The 19,938-nt window shown below is 64.0% G+C and carries 16 protein-coding genes; 8 read left to right on the top strand and 8 right to left on the bottom strand.

Annotated elements, in window-relative coordinates:
- Positions 1-152: 152 nt before the first annotated feature.
- Positions 153-1,493, top strand: a complete 1,341-nt coding sequence (locus ABC977_RS03430; RefSeq protein ID WP_369665991.1) for an MFS transporter — start codon at positions 153-155, stop codon at positions 1,491-1,493.
- A gap of 32 nt (positions 1,494-1,525) precedes the next feature.
- On the opposite strand, the gene ABC977_RS03425 is transcribed toward ABC977_RS03430, so the two are convergent.
- The 3 genes from ABC977_RS03425 to ABC977_RS03415 all read right to left on the bottom strand — a co-directional run bounded on the left by ABC977_RS03425 (position 1,526) and on the right by ABC977_RS03415 (position 6,069).
- Positions 1,526-4,120: an ATP-binding protein gene (locus tag ABC977_RS03425; RefSeq protein WP_369665837.1), complete on the bottom strand. Its 2,595-nt coding sequence runs from the start codon at positions 4,118-4,120 to the stop codon at positions 1,526-1,528.
- On the bottom strand, positions 4,117-5,250 hold the full coding sequence (locus ABC977_RS03420) for an HD domain-containing phosphohydrolase (RefSeq protein ID WP_369665836.1): 1,134 nt from the start codon (positions 5,248-5,250) through the stop codon (positions 4,117-4,119). Before ABC977_RS03420 ends, ABC977_RS03425 begins: the two co-directional genes overlap by 4 nt.
- Before the next feature lie 207 nt (positions 5,251-5,457).
- Positions 5,458-6,069 (bottom strand): chorismate--pyruvate lyase family protein, encoded by a 612-nt coding sequence (locus ABC977_RS03415; RefSeq protein ID WP_369665835.1) that lies wholly within the window; start codon positions 6,067-6,069, stop codon positions 5,458-5,460.
- Between the two features lie 319 nt (positions 6,070-6,388).
- Here ABC977_RS03415 and ABC977_RS03410 point away from each other — a divergent pair, with 319 nt between their 5' ends.
- Positions 6,389-6,586, top strand: a complete 198-nt coding sequence (locus ABC977_RS03410; protein WP_369665834.1) for an alanine-zipper protein — start codon at positions 6,389-6,391, stop codon at positions 6,584-6,586.
- Here ABC977_RS03410 and ABC977_RS03405 read toward each other — a convergent pair.
- Positions 6,565-7,530: a L,D-transpeptidase family protein gene (locus ABC977_RS03405; RefSeq protein ID WP_369665833.1), complete on the bottom strand. Its 966-nt coding sequence runs from the start codon at positions 7,528-7,530 to the stop codon at positions 6,565-6,567. The two genes, ABC977_RS03410 and ABC977_RS03405, sit on opposite strands and share 22 nt — an antisense overlap.
- Before the next feature lie 26 nt (positions 7,531-7,556).
- Between ABC977_RS03405 and ABC977_RS03400 the strand changes: the two genes are divergently transcribed.
- The 5 genes from ABC977_RS03400 to coaE all read left to right on the top strand — a co-directional run bounded on the left by ABC977_RS03400 (position 7,557) and on the right by coaE (position 14,560).
- Complete coding sequence (locus tag ABC977_RS03400) at positions 7,557-9,608, top strand: elongation factor G (protein ID WP_369665832.1); 2,052 nt, start codon at positions 7,557-7,559, stop codon at positions 9,606-9,608.
- 370 nt (positions 9,609-9,978) lie between these two features.
- Positions 9,979-11,688, top strand: a complete 1,710-nt coding sequence (gene pilB, locus ABC977_RS03395; protein ID WP_369665831.1) for a type IV-A pilus assembly ATPase PilB — start codon at positions 9,979-9,981, stop codon at positions 11,686-11,688.
- 5 nt (positions 11,689-11,693) lie between these two features.
- Positions 11,694-12,950 (top strand): type II secretion system F family protein, encoded by a 1,257-nt coding sequence (locus ABC977_RS03390; RefSeq protein WP_369665830.1) that lies wholly within the window; start codon positions 11,694-11,696, stop codon positions 12,948-12,950.
- An 82-nt stretch (positions 12,951-13,032) separates the two neighbouring features.
- Positions 13,033-13,902 carry a prepilin peptidase gene (locus tag ABC977_RS03385; RefSeq protein ID WP_369665829.1) on the top strand — a complete coding sequence of 290 codons (870 nt, stop codon included), beginning with the start codon at positions 13,033-13,035 and terminating at the stop codon, positions 13,900-13,902.
- Between the two features lies 1 nt (position 13,903).
- A complete protein-coding gene (coaE, locus tag ABC977_RS03380; RefSeq protein WP_369665828.1) occupies positions 13,904-14,560 on the top strand; it encodes a dephospho-CoA kinase in 657 nt (218 codons plus the stop codon).
- Here the strand turns inward: coaE and ABC977_RS03375 are convergent.
- From ABC977_RS03375 to ABC977_RS03360, 4 genes are all read right to left on the bottom strand, one after another.
- Positions 14,514-15,674 carry a PQQ-dependent sugar dehydrogenase gene (locus ABC977_RS03375; RefSeq protein ID WP_369665827.1) on the bottom strand — a complete coding sequence of 387 codons (1,161 nt, stop codon included), beginning with the start codon at positions 15,672-15,674 and terminating at the stop codon, positions 14,514-14,516. The genes coaE and ABC977_RS03375 overlap by 47 nt on opposite strands.
- Before the next feature lie 196 nt (positions 15,675-15,870).
- Positions 15,871-16,356 (bottom strand): Hsp20/alpha crystallin family protein, encoded by a 486-nt coding sequence (locus ABC977_RS03370; protein WP_369665826.1) that lies wholly within the window; start codon positions 16,354-16,356, stop codon positions 15,871-15,873.
- Between the two features lie 94 nt (positions 16,357-16,450).
- On the bottom strand, positions 16,451-17,038 hold the full coding sequence (locus ABC977_RS03365; RefSeq protein ID WP_369665825.1) for a metallophosphoesterase family protein: 588 nt from the start codon (positions 17,036-17,038) through the stop codon (positions 16,451-16,453).
- Entirely contained in the window at positions 17,031-18,035 is a 1,005-nt protein-coding gene (locus ABC977_RS03360) for a zinc-dependent alcohol dehydrogenase family protein (protein WP_369665824.1), read from the bottom strand. Before ABC977_RS03360 ends, ABC977_RS03365 begins: the two co-directional genes overlap by 8 nt.
- A gap of 201 nt (positions 18,036-18,236) precedes the next feature.
- Here ABC977_RS03360 and ABC977_RS03355 point away from each other — a divergent pair, with 201 nt between their 5' ends.
- Positions 18,237-19,805: a GNAT family N-acetyltransferase gene (locus ABC977_RS03355; RefSeq protein ID WP_369665823.1), complete on the top strand. Its 1,569-nt coding sequence runs from the start codon at positions 18,237-18,239 to the stop codon at positions 19,803-19,805.
- The last annotated feature ends 133 nt before the right edge of the window (positions 19,806-19,938 follow it).

The following is a 19,938-nucleotide window of genomic DNA, read 5'->3' as shown; positions in this document are numbered from 1 at the left end:
CCATCCGCGGCGAGACAGCCCCTGCCTAGCGTACAATTCGGCGATCGATCGCTGTCGCGCTGGAAGTCGGGAGACCTCATGAGCAGCATCTTGTTACGCTGTCTGCACGGTAACGGCACCCGGTGGCGGTGCCGACGACCCGGACGAGAATGATGCCACCGCGTGTCCGAGCCCCAAAGCGCGAGATCTTTGGTTGGGCGATGTTCGATTTCGCCAACCAGGCTTACACGTTGCTGATCATCACCGTCGTCTTCGGCGACCTCTTCACGCGCATCATCGTCGGAGACGCCCCGGACTACCGGCTGGGCAATCTGCTGTGGAGCCTCGCTCTGGCCACGGGCTATCTGCTGGTCGTCGTCTGTTCGCCGGTCGCCGGCGCCATCATGGATTACACCGCGACCAAGAAGCGCTTCCTGTTCGCAAGTTATCTGGTCACGGTCGTCACGACGGCCGCACTCTACTTCGTCGCCCCCGGTTACCTGCTGCTCGGCGTCCTGCTGCTGATTCTGTCCAACTTTGCCTATTCGATCGGCGAGGCCTTCATCGCAAGCTTCCTACCGGACCTGGGACCGCCGGAAGACTTGGGCAAGATCTCGGGGTTCGGCTGGGCGCTGGGTTACATCGGGGGTTTGATGTCGGCCATCTTCGTCTTGCTCGCCCTCGGCGAGGTCAGTGCCGAGAACTTCGAGCGCATCCGCTGGGTCGGCCCTTGGGCCGCGGTGTTCTTCCTGCTCGCGGCCATCCCGACCTTCGTCTGGGTGCGCGAGCGCGGACGCCCGCGGCCGCTGCCACCCGGCACCGGCTACCTGGCCATCGGTTTCGCCCGCGTCGGCCAGACGATCGGACGGCTTCGCGAACACCGCGATCTGGCGGTCCTGTTCGTATCCGTCTTCTTCTCGATGAGCGGCATCTACATCATCATCACCTACGCCTTCATCTACGGCGCGCAGGTGATCGGCTGGGACGAATCGGTGCGGACCCTGATGTTCGTGCTAGTCCAGATCACCGCCGCCGCCGGCGCGCTCGGCTTCGGCTTCATTCAGGATCGGATCGGGGCACTGCGCACCTATGGCATCACATTGATCCTATGGATCACGGCCATTGCCCTGATCTATTTGACACCGGCGATCAGTCGCGGCCTGATGGAGCACTTGGGGCTCGACTGGCCGGCCCAGTACCTGTTCCTCGTTGTCGGCTGCGTCGCCGGCCTGAGCCTTGGGTCCTGTCAATCGGCCACTCGCACGCTGGTCGGTCTGTTCGCCCCTCTGTCTCGCTCCGCGGAACTGTTCGGCTTTTGGGGCCTAGCCATGAAGTTGGCTGGGGTCTTCGGGCTGGTGGCCATAGGCCTGTTGCAGATGCTGGTCGGATTGCACACGGCCATCCTGTTCTGCGTGCTGTTGTTCGCGATCGCCCTCGGGGCGACCCGTTTCATCGATGAAAGCCGGGGCCGCGCGGTGGCCATGGCCCATGACGCGGGCGAAACGACCTGGTGATGGAAGGTCCCGTCGCCTCGAGCCGAGCGCCCTCAAGACGCCTCCGGTGGGAGGGCCAGACCGGGGGGCTGATTCGAGTCGCCCGGGCCGTGATAAAGCACGGCCAGCCGACTGATGGTTTCCCCCTGCGCCAGCCGCAAGGCGGCAAGCAACGACGCAGCCCGTTCGCTGTGCAACTCGAAGGGGCGCAAGGTCTGCAACTGGCGGCACAGATCCAACACGCGCAATGCCCCGAACTCCGCCGCAACGCCTCTCAGGGCATGGATCGTCGCCCTCAGGGCCGGGTAGTCCTGCTCGTCCAGCGCAGCGCCCAGACGCTCGATCGCCGATTCGCCATCGCGCCGGAAACACTGTACCAATTCGTGAACGAACGCGGGGTCGGCCGCGAGTTGGTCCAACGCTCGCAGCTTGTCATCGTCCAACAGCAACCCCGGTGCCGCGACACCAGACGCGTGATGCCCTGGATCCTGGCGACCGCAACCGGCGGCACCAACCGCTGCGATCAGCTCCAGGAGCTTGACCGACTCGATCGGCTTGGTCAGGAAGGCCGTGACACCGGCGTCCAGACAGGCCTGCCGGGCCTCGGGAGTCGCGTCCGCCGTCAGGATGATCGTCGGCAATGCTGCACCAGCGCGCATGAAACGGTGGGCCTTGAAGACATCCAGGCCGCTGCGCCCCGGCATATTGTGGTCGATGACCATCAGATCGAAGTCATCGGCACCGTTCGCCAAGGCTTCCAGCGCCGCGTCACCGTTATCGAACAAGGTCACCGAATGACCGACTCGCTCGAGCAACCCCCGCAACAACAGCCGATTGGTTTCGTTATCCTCGGCGACCAAGATCCTCAGATGCGCCGATGTCGGAGCCGCCTTGGCACGATAGTGGTCGATCAACGACACCACATTCCCAGGGATCTCGCGGGCACTCGATGCCGCATGAATCGCGTTGAAAAGTAGCCTCTTATCCAGCGGGTCGTGCACGACGCTCGAATATCCCTGCGCATGCCAATGTTCCATATCACCGTCGACGCGTAGCGCACCGACCAACACCAGCCCGACAGCATCGCACCCCGCGGTTAGGCGCAGTTCGGTCGCGATGCGCGCCGGGTCGGGCAGATTCGCGCCAGTACATACCAGCACCAAGTGGTAGGACCGATCGCGCGAGCAGGCGGTATTCAGCTCTGCGCACGCTTCGATAGGAGAACGGACGATGCGATGCTCCAATCCCCACGCGATCAGATAACCAGACAAGGCCCGCGTCAGATCGCCGGCCCCGATGACCAGCAGGCGCAGACCGCCGAACCCCGGCTCGGGAGGGGACGGCAGCACGGATTCCCGCACCTCCAGCGGCACCTCGACCCAGAACAGCGAGCCCCGCCCCGGCATGCTGCGAAGACCGATCTCTCCGCCCATCAGCCGTGCCAGCTCCCGCGCGATCGCGGTGCCCAAACCCGAGCCACCGTAGCGGCGCGTGATCGAACTGTCAGCCTGGCGAAAACGGTCGAAGATCGTTGCTTGGTCGGTCTCGGCGATTCCGATTCCGGTATCTTCGACCTCGAGGCGGGCCAGCACCCGGCCTCCCGTCTCCATCCCGCCCGCCAATCCGGCCCGCAACACCACCGAGCCCGTTTCCGTGAACTTCACGGCATTACCCAGCAGGTTGATCAGGATCTGGCGAAGATGCAACGGATCGCCACGCAACAGGAAAGGCAGCTGTGGATCGATGCGCATCGACAGTGCGAGACCCTTGCGTCGGGCCTGCGGCCGAACCATCTCCAACGTGTCCGCGAGCAGCCGATGCAGATCGAAGTCGATCCGCTCCAACTGCACCCGCCCAGCCTCGATCCTCGACAAGTCCAGGATGTTCTCGATGATGCCGAGCAGCGTCTGCGCCGAGGTCTTGATGGTCCGAGCGAGCGACCGCTGTTCCGAGCCGAGTTCGCCGTCCATCAGCAACTCGCTGCCGCCGATGACGCCATTCAACGGCGTGCGCAACTCGTGGCTCATCTTCGCGAGGAACTGGCTCTTGGCGCGATTCGCGTCGTTCGCGCGATCGACCGCCTCGGTCAGCTTCCGCAACAGGAGCGCCACATACGGCGGGATCAGGATCAAGACCAACAGGTAGCTGATCCCGAGGAACGGGTGCGAGTGCCAGAACGGCGACAAGGCGATCACGACGATGAAGCCCACGACCGCCAGGCAGGCAGCCACGACGAGATAGCTGACGCCGAAGCGAAAGCCGTTCCCGATGATGACCCACAGGTAGACGGCGAGCAACGGCGCCCCGTGTTCGCCGGCGAGGCTCATCGCGACCGTGGTCGCGGACAGGTCCAGCAGGATCCCAGCGATGCGGCGGAAGGGCGATGGCGACGGCCAGATCAGGATACCCAGAAGCAACGCCAGCGCCGACGCCATGAAACCGACGGCGACGACGACGATGGCCGGACCGACCGTCCACCCGGCATCCCCGAAGAGTTCCGCGCCGACCATGTAGAGACAGGCGGCCGAGCCGATCACGAGGCGCAACAGCGCCTGTTCATGCTCGGTATCCGCCCGCTCCTGCAATCGGACTAGCCAGGAGCGAGGACGTCGAACCTCCGGTGTGGCGTTCGCGTATCGAGGCGTCATCGACCGCTCGGGTCCGGCGTCTCCTCGGGACCGGGACCGGCTGCGTCGGGGTCTCCGTTGGCCAGGCCCTCGTCGGCCAGCTCCCGTCCGACGGCCTCGACCGATTCCGTGACCGACAAAAAGGCCGTGACGCACTCGGGGTCGAAATGCGCACCGGACTCGGCGACCAGGTGGCCCAACGCCTCATCAACCGGCCAGGCTTGCTTGTAAGGACGGGCCGTCGTCAGCGCATCGAAGACATCGGCCACGGCGACGATCCGTGCCTCCAGCGGGATCCTTTCCGCCGCGATGGCGCCCGGATACCCGGTACCATCATAGCGTTCGTGATGATGCAACGCGATCGTGGCGCCAAGCTGAAGGTAGCTCGACGGACTGTCTTTCAAGATCTCGAAACCGATCGCGCAATGGCGCTTCATGATCTCGAACTCGCCAGGCGTCAAACGCCCGGGCTTGAGCAGGACCTGATCCGGGATCCCGACCTTGCCGATGTCGTGCATCGGCGCGGCCAGCTCGATCGCGTCACAGTGCTCCGACGTCAGACCGAGCGCCTCCGCCATCAGACGCGAATAGCGTGCGATGCGCAACACATGATCACCGGTCCCCTTGTCGCGGTACTCGCCAGCCTTGGCCAAGCGCAACAGGGTTTCGCGCTCACGCGCCTTGATCTCGGAGGTGGCCTCGGTGACTCGCGCCTCGAGCCAGGCCGCCCGGTCACGGATGATCATCTGCTGATGACGCAGTGTCAGCAGATTGCGACACCGGGCCCGGCATTCGTATTCGTCGATCGGCCGATGGAGGAAATCGGTAGCACCCGCGTCGAGCGCCTGGTACCGGACGTCCTGGCCTTCCAGGATCGTGACCACGATGATCGGGACATCGAGACAGGCGTGGAAGGCACGAATGCGCCGGATGAAAGCAATCCCGTCCATACCGGGCATCAGATAGTCGGTCAGGATCAGATCCGGGACGCGCTGACCGATGGCCTCGATGGCGGACAGCGGGTCGCCGAAACAGGCCACATCGAGCTCCGGCGCCGAACCGTGGACCATGCGTTCCAGGATCCGGCGCCCAGTGGCTTGGTCATCGACGATGACGACGAACGGACGGCGCTTGACGGACGCGACAGGCATGATTCGAGAAGTCTCCGCAAAGAGGCGACTGCCTTGCGAGCGACGCACAGATGCCGAGCATGGCCACGGAATGAAAGCGCATCCGCCGCCCGAGACCAGTGCCCGCGCCAGCGTTTCCGGTACCCGCCCGGATTTCAGCATTGCCAGACCCTTTTCGCAACCAAGGTTGCGACATCCCCCGATACCAGTCGATGGAGGCTCCCTCTGTCACCGGTAACGCGAGACCGGGAATCCTTCGGTGATCAGGATCACCGGTTCACGGCCGATGATGATCCGATAGGTCCGCGCCAACAAGTCACCCGTACCCAGTTCTTCATGGTCGATATCCTCATCTGTGACGGTCGTCACATCGACTTCGATGACCTCACGATAGCTCTCGAGGCCGCTGTCCCGGATCAGGACGCCGATTCCGATCTCTCGATCGATCAAGCGCTGACGGAAGGTATCCGGTATCAATTCGGTGCGGATGATCGAGAAGGCCGTGGCATAGAGGGTGCCGCGATCGGCACCCCGAAGATGCGCCTCGCGCACCAGAACCCGGTCGCCAGGGGCCACGCTCACCCACGGGATCGGCTGCTCGGCCGTGACGAACTCCTGGCGCTGCGTCGAGACATTCACCGGTTCCCAGAAATAGGCCTCGAGGATCTTGGTCACGGTGCCATCGGTCACGAGCAGCGCGCGCAGGAATGGTGGCAGTGTATCGAGCGCGACTGATCCGCCACCACGCCGCGGGATCGCGCCATCGCGGAGGAAACCCTCGCACCGAAAAGGATTGATCGTCGACTCTCGGTCGGCGCGGTCGTAGTAGCGTCTGACCATCGGTTGCTCGTATTCAGCGGGTTGGCGTGAGTAAGATGAGGGACATTGCAGGCCCGGAGATTGTGCCGGATCCGCCACGCTCGACCAAGCCGGGCCGACCGATTTGTGGTATATCGGATACGTAGCTTTTGCTCCCTAAAAGGTGGCACAATGCAGGCTATCGGAGATGCCCGATAACCTGCGCGGCCCGCAACGAATGCCGGGGTCTGGCGTCTTCGACTCAGGAATCCGTCGTGGTACTCAACAAATCGCGACGCCTTGTGTTATACCTTACACGGGCCTATCGGCCCCCTCCGTTTTTCATCAAGGAGAACTCACGATGACCCCTAAAGCCAAGGTACTCGCCCTGACGGCCACGGCCCTGTTCGGTGCCTCGTTGCTCGGCGGCTGCGCCACCGACCAGCAAGCCCGCGACATGGCCATGGACGCCTTGAACAAGGCCAACGCCGCTCAGGCCTGCTGCGACGCCAACCAGGCACGCATCGATCGCATGTATCAGAAGATCATGTCCAAATGATGCCAGTTGGCTGATGCATTCCGGCCTCCCACCAGTTTCGGGAGGCCGGTTCGAGCCTCGAGGGTCCGCCTGACCGCACCCCAATCGATGAACACGCCCGGGTCGCCAGCCAGCGCCGCCGGTATCACCTCCCTCGGATCCCGGATCGACTCACCCTCCTTCTTGTGCACTTCGAGATAGAGCTCATCCCCGTACCAACCGATTTTGACCGGCTGATCGACGATCGTGACCTGGGTCTTGAGATCGACCATCGGGAACAGATGGGCGATGTCTTCCGGGTACATGCGGATGCAACCGGCACTGACCTCCATGCCCAGCCCCCAGGGCCGGTTGGTACCGTGGATCAAGTAACTCGGGTCGCTCAACCGCATCGCAAAGTCACCTAGCGGATTGTCGGGGCCTGGTGGCACGACCTCGGGTATCGGCCGCCCCTCCTTCGCCCGTTGCTCGCGGATCCAGGCCGGCGGTCGCCAAGTGGGATTCTCGTTCTTGGCAAGGATATGAAACTGGCCGACCGGCGTATTGTGGCCCTCGCGGCCGATGCTGATCGGAAAGCTGTGGACCTTCGTTGGCTCGCCCGGGGGGAAGAAATAGAGCCGCTTCTCCGCCAAGTTCAGCACGATGCCCTCGCGCGGCGCGTCGGGCAGCACGAAGCGATTCGGGATCAGCACGTTGGCTCCATCGCCCGGCACCCACATGTCCACCCGCGGGTTTGCGCTCCGCATGTCATCGTGGCCGAAGCCGTTGAGCCGGGCAATGTCCAGCAAGGTATCCTCGCTCCGACTCCTCACAAAAAAAGCAGCGCCGACGACATCATCGGTCGCCCGCTGGAGCTGATAGAGCTCCGCATGGCCCGTCCCACCGATGCCGGTACCAGCCAACAGCAGGGCGGCAGCCAGCCACACCCGCGGCATCGAAAACGCAGAGGTCGTGTTATGGTTCATCGTAGCTATCCGCACAGGTTTGATCGATGAGCAAGCATGCGACGCTCGCCCGGCTCCGAAACATCGGCATTGCCGCCCATGTCGACGCGGGAAAGACGACGCTGACGGAACGCATCCTCTTCTACACGGGCGCCTCGCACAAGATCGGCGAGGTCCATGATGGCACCGCCCATATGGATTACCTGGCCGAGGAACAGCGCCACGGCATCACCATCACCGCGGCGGTGACCAAGGCACCCTGGCACGATCATCTTATCCAGATCATCGATACCCCGGGCCACGTCGATTTTACCATCGAGGTCGAGCGCGCGATGCGCGTACTCGACGGCGCCATCCTCGTCCTCGACGGAGTCCGGGGCGTCGAACCACAGACCGAAACCGTCTGGCGACAACGCACCCGCTTCCATCTGCCCGCCATCTTCTTCGTCAACAAGCTGGATCGACCTGGCGCCGATTTCGCCAAGGCACTCGAGCATGTCGCCAAACGGCTGAAGGTCAACCCGGTCGCGGTCACGGTGCCGGCGCCGGGGCAAGCCGCCGTCGTTCATTTGATCGATCGCACCCTGCTAAGGTTCACGGGTGACCAGGGCGAGTCGGTCGTCAGCGAACCCTGTCCAGCGGATCTGTGGGACGAGCTGGCGAGTTGGCGCGAGGCCCTGCTGCTCACCGTCGCCGACCTCGACGACAGGCTGGCCGATCAGGTCCTCGCCGGTGCCGAGCCGGACCCCGCGGAGCTTCGCCGCATCCTGCGGTTGGGCACATTGGCCGGACGCTTGTTCCCGGCCTACGGCGGAAGCGCCCTGCGCAACCTCGGGATCCAGCCGCTGCTCGATGGGATCGTCGATTTTCTGCCCGCCCCGACAGACCGGCCGCCGGCCCTCGCGCGGCGACCTGATGGCCAGGTCGAAAGCGTGTCGATCGGCGACCAGGGCACCTTCGTCGCGCTCGCCTTCAAGGTCCAGCTGTGGGATGGACGCCGGCATGTGTTCGCCCGCATCTACCGCAATCGGCTGCACCCAGGCGATGCCCTCGAGTTCCTGACGGCGGACGGCCAGACACAGCGGGAACAGGTGGCCAGGATCTTCGATGTCGATGCCGGGAAGAAGACGAAGGTCGCCGAGGCCGGTCCGGGAGCCATCGTGCTCCTTGCGGGTCTGCGCAGGGCCACAACCGGGGACACCCTGTGCGGCCCAGGCCATCCACTTGCATTGGAGCGCATCGAGGCGCGCGAACCGGTGCTGAGCCTCGCCATCGAGCCTGGCCCGGACACAGACCCGGAGCGCCTGCTCGAGGTCCTCGATAAACTGACTCAAGAAGATCCGACCTTGCGCATCGAGGAGGATCCCGAGACCGGACAACGCCTCCTCAAAGGCATGGGCGAGTTGCATCTGCAGATCCTGCTGGAGCGCCTCGAGCGAGAATTTCATCTGCACGTCCGCGCCGGGTTCCCAGCCGTCGCGGTGCGCGAGACGGTATGCGCCGTGGCCTCCGGCGACGCCCTCTACGCCCCACCCCCAAGCCCGGACCCTCGAGTGCCGGAGCGCATCGCCCGCGTCGCGGTGCGCATCGCACCGCTGGCGCGTGGCGCGGGAACACGATTGATCGATACACCACACATCCGGCCCGACGGCGCGGAAGCGACCCCCGCGCAGCGCGCCGCCGTCGTCGAGGGCGTCCATCAGGCCTTAACGGCCGGCCCCCTGCAAGGCGTTCCGGTGCAGGATATCGAGGTCGAGATCCTCGAGGTCGAGCTGTTCGGTGCATCCTCCAGCACCGAGGCCGTGGCGGCAGCGGCCAACAAGGCCGTACGAAAGGCGTTGGCGGCTGCAAAACCCGCGCTGTTGCACCCGGTGATGGCGGTCGACATCCTGGCTCCCACCGACAACCTCGGGGCGATCCTTGGCGATCTGCAGGCCCGCCAGGCGCTGATACAAGAGACGCTGGCTCAGGGCGAAACCGCGATCATCAGCGGCGAGGTGGCGCTAGAGAGGCTCTTGGGCTATACGACCGCGCTGCGCAGCCTGACCCAGGGGCGCGGCCAGTTCACGATGCAATTCGCCCGTTTCGACCTGGTGTGACAGGGCATCACCCGCGCGACCCGCTAGCGAAATCATGTCCCGCGGCGAACCGGACCGGTTCGCGAAATGGCGAACCAGGTCTCGAATGCCACATCACTGACAGGCCCATACTCATGTAGACTTATCGGAACCTTGAAAAATTGCCATCCGGGCAACTTTTCAAGACGCAAGCCGACAATGCGATGTCCGCTTTGCTTCATTTTCCGTCGCTCGAGCGCCTGAAAATGGCGGGGCATCCCGGCCCCGCGCGGGCTCCCTGAATTTTCGAGGAGCCCTCATACCGGTATCGTGCGAAGCCAGACGGTTGGCTTCGATCGCGGCCAGTGTCGGAGGCCGCGGATACCGGGGTTCATCGACCTTGGGATCCTGGATGGCTACTACACAACCTGCTCTCAATCCATCGGGCCTGGCATGGCGATTGGTGCGTGACCGGCTGATCAGCGAAGAGGAGGCGCGTGCGGCTCACGCCGAATCGGCGAGTCGCCGCGAGCCCTTCGTCCATTATCTGGTGGCGAACAAGATCCTCGACAGCCGCCGTATCGCGGTCGCCGCCTGTCACGAGTTCGGCGTTCCGCTGCTCGACCTCGATGCGGTCGACATCCAGGATCTCCCGCTCAACCTGGTCGACGAAAAACTCATTCGAAGGCATCGCTCCCTGCCCCTCTATCGACGCGGCAATCGGTTGTTCATCGCGCTCTCGGACCCAACCAACGATCAGGCCCTCGACGAGATCCGCTTCAATACCGGGCTGACTACCGAGGCCATACTGGTCGAGGAGGACAAACTGGCCGCGGCGATCGAGAAGGCGATCGACGCCCAAGACACGACCATGACCGACATCATGGACTCGGAGTTGGCGACGCTCGACATCGCCGGCGACGACGAGGAACAGGCAGCGCCCGACCTCAATATCGATGACGCCCCGATCGTTCGGTACGTAAACAAGATGCTCGTCGACGCGCTTGCCGGAGGGGCCTCCGACGTCCATTTCGAGCCTTACGAGAAGAGCTTTCGCGTTCGTTTCCGCCAAGACGGCCTGTTGCGCGAGGTCGCGAGCCCACCGGTCAGCCTCGCCGCACGTCTCGTGGCGCGCCTCAAGGTCATGTCGCGGATGAACATCGCCGAACGGCGCGTACCACAGGATGGGCGGATCAAGCTCAAGCTGAGCCGCAATCGCGACATCGATTTTCGCGTCAACACCTTGCCGACGCTGTACGGCGAGAAGGTCGTGTTGCGGATACTGGACTCATCGGCCTCGTCGGTCGGTATCGAGGAACTCGGCATGGACCCAGACCAGAAGGAGGCTTTCCTATGGGCCATCGACAAGCCCTACGGCATGATCCTGGTCACGGGACCCACCGGGTCGGGCAAAACGGTCTCCCTGTATTCCGCACTGAACCTGTTGAACAAGCCCGAGGTCAACATCTGCACCGTCGAAGACCCGGTCGAAATCCTGGTGCCGGGCATCAATCAGGTCAACATGAATCCGAAGACGGGGCTGACCTTCGCGGCTGCGTTGCGATCCTTCCTGCGACAAGACCCCGACATCATCATGGTCGGCGAGATTCGTGATCTGGAGACCGCGGAGATCGCGGTCAAGGCCGCGCAGACCGGTCACCTGGTCCTGTCGACCCTGCATACCAATGATGCGCCGCAATCGCTGACCCGACTTGCGAACATGGGAATCGCACCCTTCAACATCGCCTCGTCGGTGCTGCTGATCATGGCGCAGCGACTCGCCCGTCGGCTCTGCGTCCACTGCCGCACGCCGGACGATGTGCCACGCGAGGCCCTCCTCAAAGAGGGCTTCCGCGAAGAGGAGCTTGCCGAAGGCTTCCCGATCTACCGTCCCGTTGGATGCGAACGCTGCACCCGCGGTTACAAGGGCCGCGTCGGGATCTTTCAGGTGATGCAGGTCTCCGAAACCATCGGCCGACTCATCATGGAAGGTGGCAACGCGATGGCCTTGGCTGCTCAAGCACGACAGGAGGGGGTCTCGGACCTGCGCCGCTCCGGCCTTAACAAGGTCAAGGCCGGCGTCACCAGCCTCGAAGAGATCAACCGCGTGACCAAGGAATAACGCCGATGGCCCAAGCGATATCTTTGCGGAAAACGAAAAACAAGGGACCCGAGGTCGAGACGGCTTCCGTTTTCGCCTGGGAGGGCACCGATCGGCGCGGCACCCGCATCAAGGGCGAGACACGCGCCGCCAACATGGCGATGGTCCGGGCCGAGCTACGTCGCCAGGGCGTCAACCCGCTGAAGGTCCGCAAGAAAGCGCAGCCGCTTTTCGGCGGGCGCAAGCGCAAGATCACGAGCGCTGATCTAGCGGTTTTCACGCGTCAGTTGGCGACCATGATGGCGGCCGGGGTCCCATTGGTCCAGGCCTTCGACATCGTCGGTCGCGGCCACGAGAACCCGTCGATGCAGGACCTCCTGCTCCTGATCAAGGCCGATATCGAAAGCGGCACGGCCATGGCCGTCGCACTGCGGAAGCATCCGGCCTATTTCGACGACCTGGTCTGCAATCTGGTCGCCGCCGGCGAGCAAGCCGGCGTGCTCGACGTGCTGCTGGACAAGATCGCGGTGTACAAGGAGAAGACCGAGTCGATCAAGGGCAAGATCAAGAAGGCCCTGTTCTATCCGGCCGCGGTCATCGGCGTGGCCGTGATCATCACCGCGGTGATCATGTTGTTCGTCATCCCGCAGTTCAAGGACCTCTTCTCGAGCTTCGGGGCGGATCTGCCGGCCTTCACGCTGCTGGTCATCGCGATCTCGGATTTCGTGCGCGAATGGTGGTGGGCGCTCGGGATCGGCCTGTTCATCGCTGGCTTTGCGATCGGCAAGACGTTCAAGCGCTCGGCCAAGTTTCGCGAGATCGTCGATCGCATCGCGCTGAAGATCCCGGTGATCGGCCCGATCCTCAACAAGGCCGCCATCGCACGTTACGCCCGGACCCTGTCGACGATGTTCGCAGCCGGCGTGCCGCTGGTCGAAGCCTTGGAGTCGGTTGCCGGAGCCACCGGAAACGTGGTCTATGCCGAAGCCGTTCGCCGGATGCGCGATGACGTCGCGACCGGACAATCGCTCCAGCTGACGATGCGTCAACAGGACCTGTTCCCGCACATGGTCGTGCAAATGACCGCGATCGGCGAGGAATCGGGGTCGCTCGAGGAAATGCTGGCCAAGGTCGCGGATTTCTACGAGGAGCAGGTCGACAACGCGGTCGATGCGCTGAGTAGCCTGCTGGAACCTCTGATCATGGTCGTGATCGGCAGTCTCGTGGGCAGCCTCGTGATCGCGATGTACCTGCCCATCTTCAAGCTCGCCGCCGTGGTGTGACGCGGCCGGTCTCGTCGACCCTGCTGACCACCTACGCACCACCGTACACGCGCCTCTGCCCCGGCCTTAACGAGGATCCCCGATGGCTTGGATCGACCTTCTCCGCGACGAGCTCCCACTCCTGGTGGCTAGCGCCGGCGTCCTTGGGCTCATCGTTGGCAGTTTCCTGAACGTCGTGATCCTGCGCGTGCCGCGAATCCTGCAGCAGGAGTGGCAGCGTGATTGCGCCGAATTGCGCGGGGAAACGCCGACGGTCGCTGATCCGGTCACGCTCAGTGCCCCACCATCGACCTGTCCGCACTGCGGACACCGGATCCGCTTCTTCGAGAACATCCCGGTCCTGAGCTTCTTGGCCTTGCGCGGCCGCTGCTCCGCTTGCGGCCACCCCATCGGCTGGCGTTATCCGATCATCGAGGGTTTGACAGCCATCCTGTCGATCGTCGTCGTATGGCATTTCGGTCTGGACTGGACGGCGGCCGCGGCGCTGGTGTTGACCTGGGGACTGATCGCACTCACCGTGATCGATCTGGATACCCAATTGTTACCCGACAACATCACCTTGCCGCTGCTCTGGCTCGGGTTGCTGGTCAGCCTTGCCGGCCTGTTCGCAGACAGCCAGGCGGCGATCCTCGGTGCGGCCATCGGCTATGCCAGCCTCTGGTCGGTCTTTCAGATCTTCCGCCTGGTGACGGGCAAGGAAGGCATGGGGTTCGGCGATTTCAAATTGTTCGCCCTGCTCGGGGCCTGGCTCGGTTGGCAATATTTGCCGCAAATCATCCTGTTAGCGGCCGTCACCGGAGCCATCGTCGGGCTCCTGCTGGTCTTGACCCGTGGCCACGATCGCGAGATCCCCATCCCATTCGGACCCTATCTCGCAGGCGCCGGCTGGATCAGCCTGATCTGGGGTGACTCGATCAACCACTTCTATCTGAGTTGGAGCGGACTCGGCTGAGATGCTGCGCATCGCGCTGACTGGCGGCATCGGCAGCGGCAAATCGACGGTCGCGGACCTGTTCGCCGCGTACGGCGTGCCGATCATCGACGCCGATCGATTGGCCCATACTCTGACGGCGCCTGGTGAACCGGCGACGACCGACATCGTCGCGGTCTTTGGACCCTCGGTGCTGAACCAGGACGGGGCACTCGACCGCGCCGCATTGCGTCACCTGGTCTTCCGTGACCAGGCGGCACGCCAGCGGCTCGAAGCCATTCTGCATCCACGCATCGGCGCCGCGATCCGCTCCTGGCTCGCCTCGGTGAACGCACCCTACGCGATTCTGGTCATCCCCTTGCTGCTCGAGACCGGCCAGCAAGACCTGGCTGACCGAATCCTCGTCGTCGATGCCCCGAAGGCACTTCGAATCGAGCGGGTCAAGGCCCGCAGCGGGATGGCCGAAGACGAGATCGAACGCGTCATGGCCGCGCAGGTCACGCGTTCGACGCGCCTCGCGCAAGCCGATGATCTGATCGATAACAGCGGCGATCCGGCGCGACTGGCCGATCAAGTCGCGCGACTACACGACCTTTACCAAGGCCTCAGTCGCGAGTGGAGAACCGAAGGCATCAGTCCGGCACGATCCGCAACAAACGGCCGCGTGGAGCGTCCGTGAGGATATACAAGTAACCATCGGGCCCTTGGCGCACATCGCGCACCCGCTGACCGATCGATAATTTGTCCTCGCCAACGACCCGTTCGCCGTCGAGTGTGATGCGCCGCACCTCTTGAAAGACGAGCGCGCCGCTGAACAGGTTGCCCTGCCAGGCCGGGAAGACCTCGCCGGTGTAGAAGGCCAAACCGCTCGGGGCCTTGGAAGGCGTCCAGACGACCTTCGGGTCGCGCATCCCCGGTGCCGTGGTCTTGTCGCTGACTCTCGGCCCCCAGTATTCGCGCCCATAGGTCACCCGCGGCCAACCGTAATTCGCGCCGCGTTCGATCAGATTCAGTTCGTCGCCACCGCGCGGACCATGTTCGTTGGCCCAGATGCGGCCAGTCGTTGAGTCACGGGCCAGCCCTTGTATATTGCGGTGACCCAGGCTCCAGATCTCGGCGCGCGCACTCGCGTCGTCGATGAATGGGTTATCCGGATGCGCGCGGCCCTCGTCGGTCAACCGCAGGATCTTGCCGAAATGGGTACCGAGGTGCTGTGCCTGCTCGCGGATATCGGTGCCGGCGTGGGAAATCGGCGGATTACCGCCGTCGCCGATAGTCAGCAACAGGCTCTGGTCGGGCAACCACAGGATACGGGCCCCAAAGTGCTGTCCGCCCGACTTGTCATCGGCAACCTCGAACAGGACCTCGACCGACGTCAGGCGTTGGTCATCGAACCGGCCTCGGCCGAGCGCGGTGCGGTTGGCCTGCTGCGTTCCCGTCGCGTAGGTGAAATAGACCAGACGATTCCTGGCGAAATCTGGATGCAGTGACAGGTCGAGCAGGCCGCCCTGGCCATGGGCCAGGATCTCTGGCAAACCGCCGACCGGCTCCTCCACGAGCCGTCCATCACGGATGACCCGCAGCCGTCCCGGCCGCTCGGTGACGAGGGCCGTCCCGTCTGGCAACCAGTCGATCGCCCATGGGTGTTCCAACCCTTCGATCAGGGTCTCAGCGCGCCACCCGGTCGCCTCCGGCACATCGCCGGTCGGCGAGACGGGTCCCGTCAGGGCATCGCTGTCGCACGAGGCCAGGCCGAGCGCAATGGTCAGGATCAGCCATGGGATCGAATGCATCGCCAACACCTCCGAGCGAATCCCGTTGGGGGAGGGAAACCTGGATCGACGTCGAAAGGCGAGGCCGGTCTTCTAGACCGGCCCCACGAGAGCGCCTGCGCGGCGCCTGTCCCCGCTTGCGGGGTGTGGATTGCTGTGCCGTCGTCTCGGACCTGTCTCCTGATCCGATCCTCAGCGGACAATACCCTCTTGATCGCTAGACGATCTCGATCCGCTTGCGCTCGGTCGCCGTGACCTTCGGCAGACGAATCTCGAGAACCCCGTCGCGGAACTCGGCCTTGACCTCATCGGCCAAGACGTCTTGCGGCAGGTGAATCACGCGACTGAAAGTCCCGTGCGCGATCTCCTCATACAGGTAGTCGTCGCGCTCCCGCTTCTCCTCGCGACGCCGCTCGCCGCGGATCGTCAGCGTCTGACCGGATAGATCGACCTCGATGTCCTTGCGGTCGACGCCCGGCACCTCGGCCCGGACCAGGATGTCGGACTCGCGATCGATGACGTCGACACGCGGAGCCGTCATCGTGAACGGTGCCATCTCCATGGTCCATTCCGGCCACCCGCGACGCCATGGACGCATCCAGCCGCGGGGGAAGAAGTTCTCGAACAGGCGGTCCATCTCACCAAGAAGATGCATCTCCCGATGAGGATCGGTTGCCGCCATCTCGGTGCGTTTGGTCTTCATGATGATCCTCCTTTTCGGTTCACTCGATCCTACCCGTAAGCATAGTCGTGGCGGCCGGTTTTTCAACGGTCGCCACAAGCTTGCCGAGGCTCCGTCAGGGTGCCGCGGCCGACTGGTCGAGACCTCGGCGCGGCCTCGGACGCCGCCGCGGGGTCAACGCGAAACGATGCACGACCAATGACCAATCGGTTTCGGTCGCGGTCAGGATCAGGCAGGACGCGCCACCGTGCGTGCGCACGCGACCCGCCGCACCGGGATTCAAGATCCAGGGCGCCTGGTCCCGATCGATGCTCAGATGATGGCTGTGGCCATACACGACTGCCCGGGCCTGCGGGAAACGACGCCGCAGCATCGCGTGACGCCGGAAGGCCGGATACTGGTGACCATGGATCAAGATCAGCTGTCCACCCGGCAGCACCACGTCGGCGATCTCCGGCAAGCAATCGAGGATCTGCCGTTCGTCGACCGGCCAGTGCCGCGGCTGGTCGTTGTTGCCGCGCACGGCGATGACCCGCCCACCGCGCGGCGTCAACCGCGCGAGCACCGAAAGCCCACCGATGTCGCCACCGTGGACTGCGAGATCGCATTCGCTGACCAGATCGGCGACCCGATCATCCAGGTCGCCGTGCGTATCCGACAGAATGGCGACACGCCGTCGTCCCGCCTGATCTGGTTCATTCATGGTCCATGGTCAAGACCAGCTTGCCTTGCGTGTGCCCGGCCTCGATCGCCCGGTGCGCCGCGGCCGCTTCGCTCAACGGGAAGGTCTCGGAGACATGGATGCGCAACTGATTACGGTCGATCAACTCGCCGCACCGCCGCAGGATCTCGCATTGATGTGCACGAGCCTGCGGCAGCGGTTGCAGCATCGGCGTCAGCATCAGTTCTAGGCTGATCCGAAGATTGCGTTGGCGGGCCTCGTGAAGATCGAGATCGGGTCCGGGATCGAGAATCGAGATCAGGTCGCCATAATGGGCCATGGCCGGGATCGTCCGGCGAAATACGGCCGGGCCGACCGTATCCAAGGCGACATCGACCCCGCGCCCCTCGGTCCAACTCATGATCATCTCGGTGACGTCCTCGTCGCGGTAATTGATCGCGCACTCGGCGCCCAGATCGTGCACGAAGGCGGCCTTTTCCGGGCTGCTGACCGTGGCACAGACCCGGGCACCGGCCAACCTGGCCAACTGAATCGCGACATGGCCGACGCCACCGGCACCGGCGTGGATCAGCACCGTCTGGCCTTCGCCGAGCCGGGCGCGATCATACAGGGCTTCCCAGGCGGTGATCAGGACCAGCGGAGCGGCGGCACTCTCGACGAAGCCGATCGAGCGGGGCTTGGGCTGCGCGATCGTCGCGTCGACGACGATGTACTCCGCATAGTTACCAGTGAGTCCGCCGAGGCCACCGTGACAGAACCAGACCTCATCCCCGGGCTTGAAGCGGGTCACATCGCGACCAACGGCTTCGACGACGCCCGCGCCATCGCATCCGAGTATCGCCGGCAGCCCATCGGGCACCAAGACACCGCGGGCGCGCAATTTGGTGTCGATCGGATTGACGCCGGCCGCACGCAACCGCACCAGGATCTCGCTCGGGGCGTCGATCGTCGGTAATGACACCTCATCGTAGGCCAGGCACCCCGCGGCACCCGGCTCACGCATCAGGATCGCCTTCATGAGCTACCCTCCTTCTTCGTCGACTGGATCGGTTGGTCTTCAACCAGGCTACATCCTACTCTTGGTCGCGGGCGCGTGCGCAACGGGGCAAGGCTTGACAGGAGACCGACCCCCTGGCCAGGCTTGCCCCCTGGCACCCAAGCGAGCACGCAAGGGCCCAAACCGAATCGCGCACCCATCCCCGAACGGAGAACGCACCGCATGCCGAGCAGTAAGAAGACCAGTAAGCCGCAGCTCCTCGTGCGCAACGCCCGCGTCAAGGACATCCCAGCCATCCGCGACCTGGTCACCCGTGTCTATGCCGATAGCGGCTTGGGCACCTATTCGACCAGTGTCTTGCGCGGTCAGATCCACAACTTTCCCGAGGGGCAGTTCGTCGCCGAATACGAGGGCGCGGTGGTCGGCTATTGCGCCACCTTCCAGATTGGACCTGAGCTCGCACTGAAACCGCATACCTGGAGCGAGATCACCGGGGGCGGCTACGCCTCCCGACACGACCCGGAAGGCGAGTACCTGTACGGCATGGAGGTATGCGTCGACCCGGCCTACCGGGGCCTGCGCATCGGTCAACGGCTCTACGACGAGCGGCGCAAGCTGGCCCAGGCATGGCGGCTGAAGGGCATCGTCTTCGGCGGACGGCTGCCGACCCTGGCGCGGCGGAAGAACCGCTTCGGGACCCCTGATGCCTACCTCGAGGAGGTCAAGAGCAACCGCCAACGCGACCCGGTCTTGAGCTTTCAACTGCGCAACGGCTTCGAGGTCCTCGGGTTGCTGCCCGACTATCTTCCGGAAGACAAGGACTCGCTCGGCTACGGTGTGCACCTGCTGTGGCGCAATCCGAATGCCCTCGACGACGCCGAGGAACGCCGTGCCCGCAGCTATGGAGGGCGCCTCCCTGATACGGTACGGATCGCCACCGTCCAGTACATGCAGCGGCGGGTGCGCTCGTTCGCCGAGTTCACGAACCTGGTGCGCTATTTCGTCGACGTCACCTCGGAGTACCGCGCCGATTTCGTGGTCTTCCCGGAGCTCTTCTCGCTGCAGCTCCTGTCCATGCAGGATCAGGAGTTGACCCCGGCGGAGTCGATCGAGGCCCTGACTCAGTACACGGACCCCCTCAAGGAATCGCTGCGCGAGATGGCGATCCGACACAACATCAATATCATCGGCGGATCCCATCCGACGCGCATGCCCAACGGCCGGGTCGAGAACATCAGCTATGTCTGCCTGCGTGGAGGAGAAATCTTCGAACAGCCGAAGATCCATCCGACCCCGAATGAGATCTACTGGTGGAACATCGAAGGCGGCAACACGCTGCAAGCGATCGACACCGACTGTGGTCCGATCGGGGTATTGATCTGCTACGACGCCGAGTTCCCGGAACTCGCGCGTCATCTCGCCGACCAGGGAACCAACATCATCTTCGTGCCATTCTGCACCGACGAACGTCAATCGTACCTGCGCGTGCGCTACTGCGCCCAGGCCCGCGCCGTCGAAAATCAGTGTTACGTCGCCATGTCCGGCAATGTCGGCAACCTGCCGAACGTGCACAACATGGACATCCAGTATGCGCAAAGCTGCATCCTGACCCCGTGCGACTTCCCGTTCGCCCGTGATGGCATCGCAGCCGACACGACGCCGAACGTCGAGACCGTCGCCTTCGCCGACCTGCGTCTCGAATCGCTGCGTTTGGCGCGCAACTCGGGGACCGTTCAGAACCTGCGTGACCGGCGGCACGACCTCTACCGAACCCTATGGCGAGAAAAGTAGCCGTGCGATCATGATCTGGTGGCAACGGGCGCGATCCGAGGCCGACAGGCAGCGCGGCTTTACGGTATGCTGTGCCGGTGGTTGAATCCATGCTCGGCCGACGCGGCTGAGACCTCCTGGAACCATGCTGACC

This window comes from Thioalkalicoccus limnaeus, from assembly GCF_041197575.1.
GTDB classification, from domain to species: Bacteria; Pseudomonadota; Gammaproteobacteria; order Chromatiales; family Chromatiaceae; genus Thioalkalicoccus; species Thioalkalicoccus limnaeus.
Note: the sequence above shows the minus strand (reverse complement) of the source record. Positions and strands in the feature narration are given on the sequence as shown.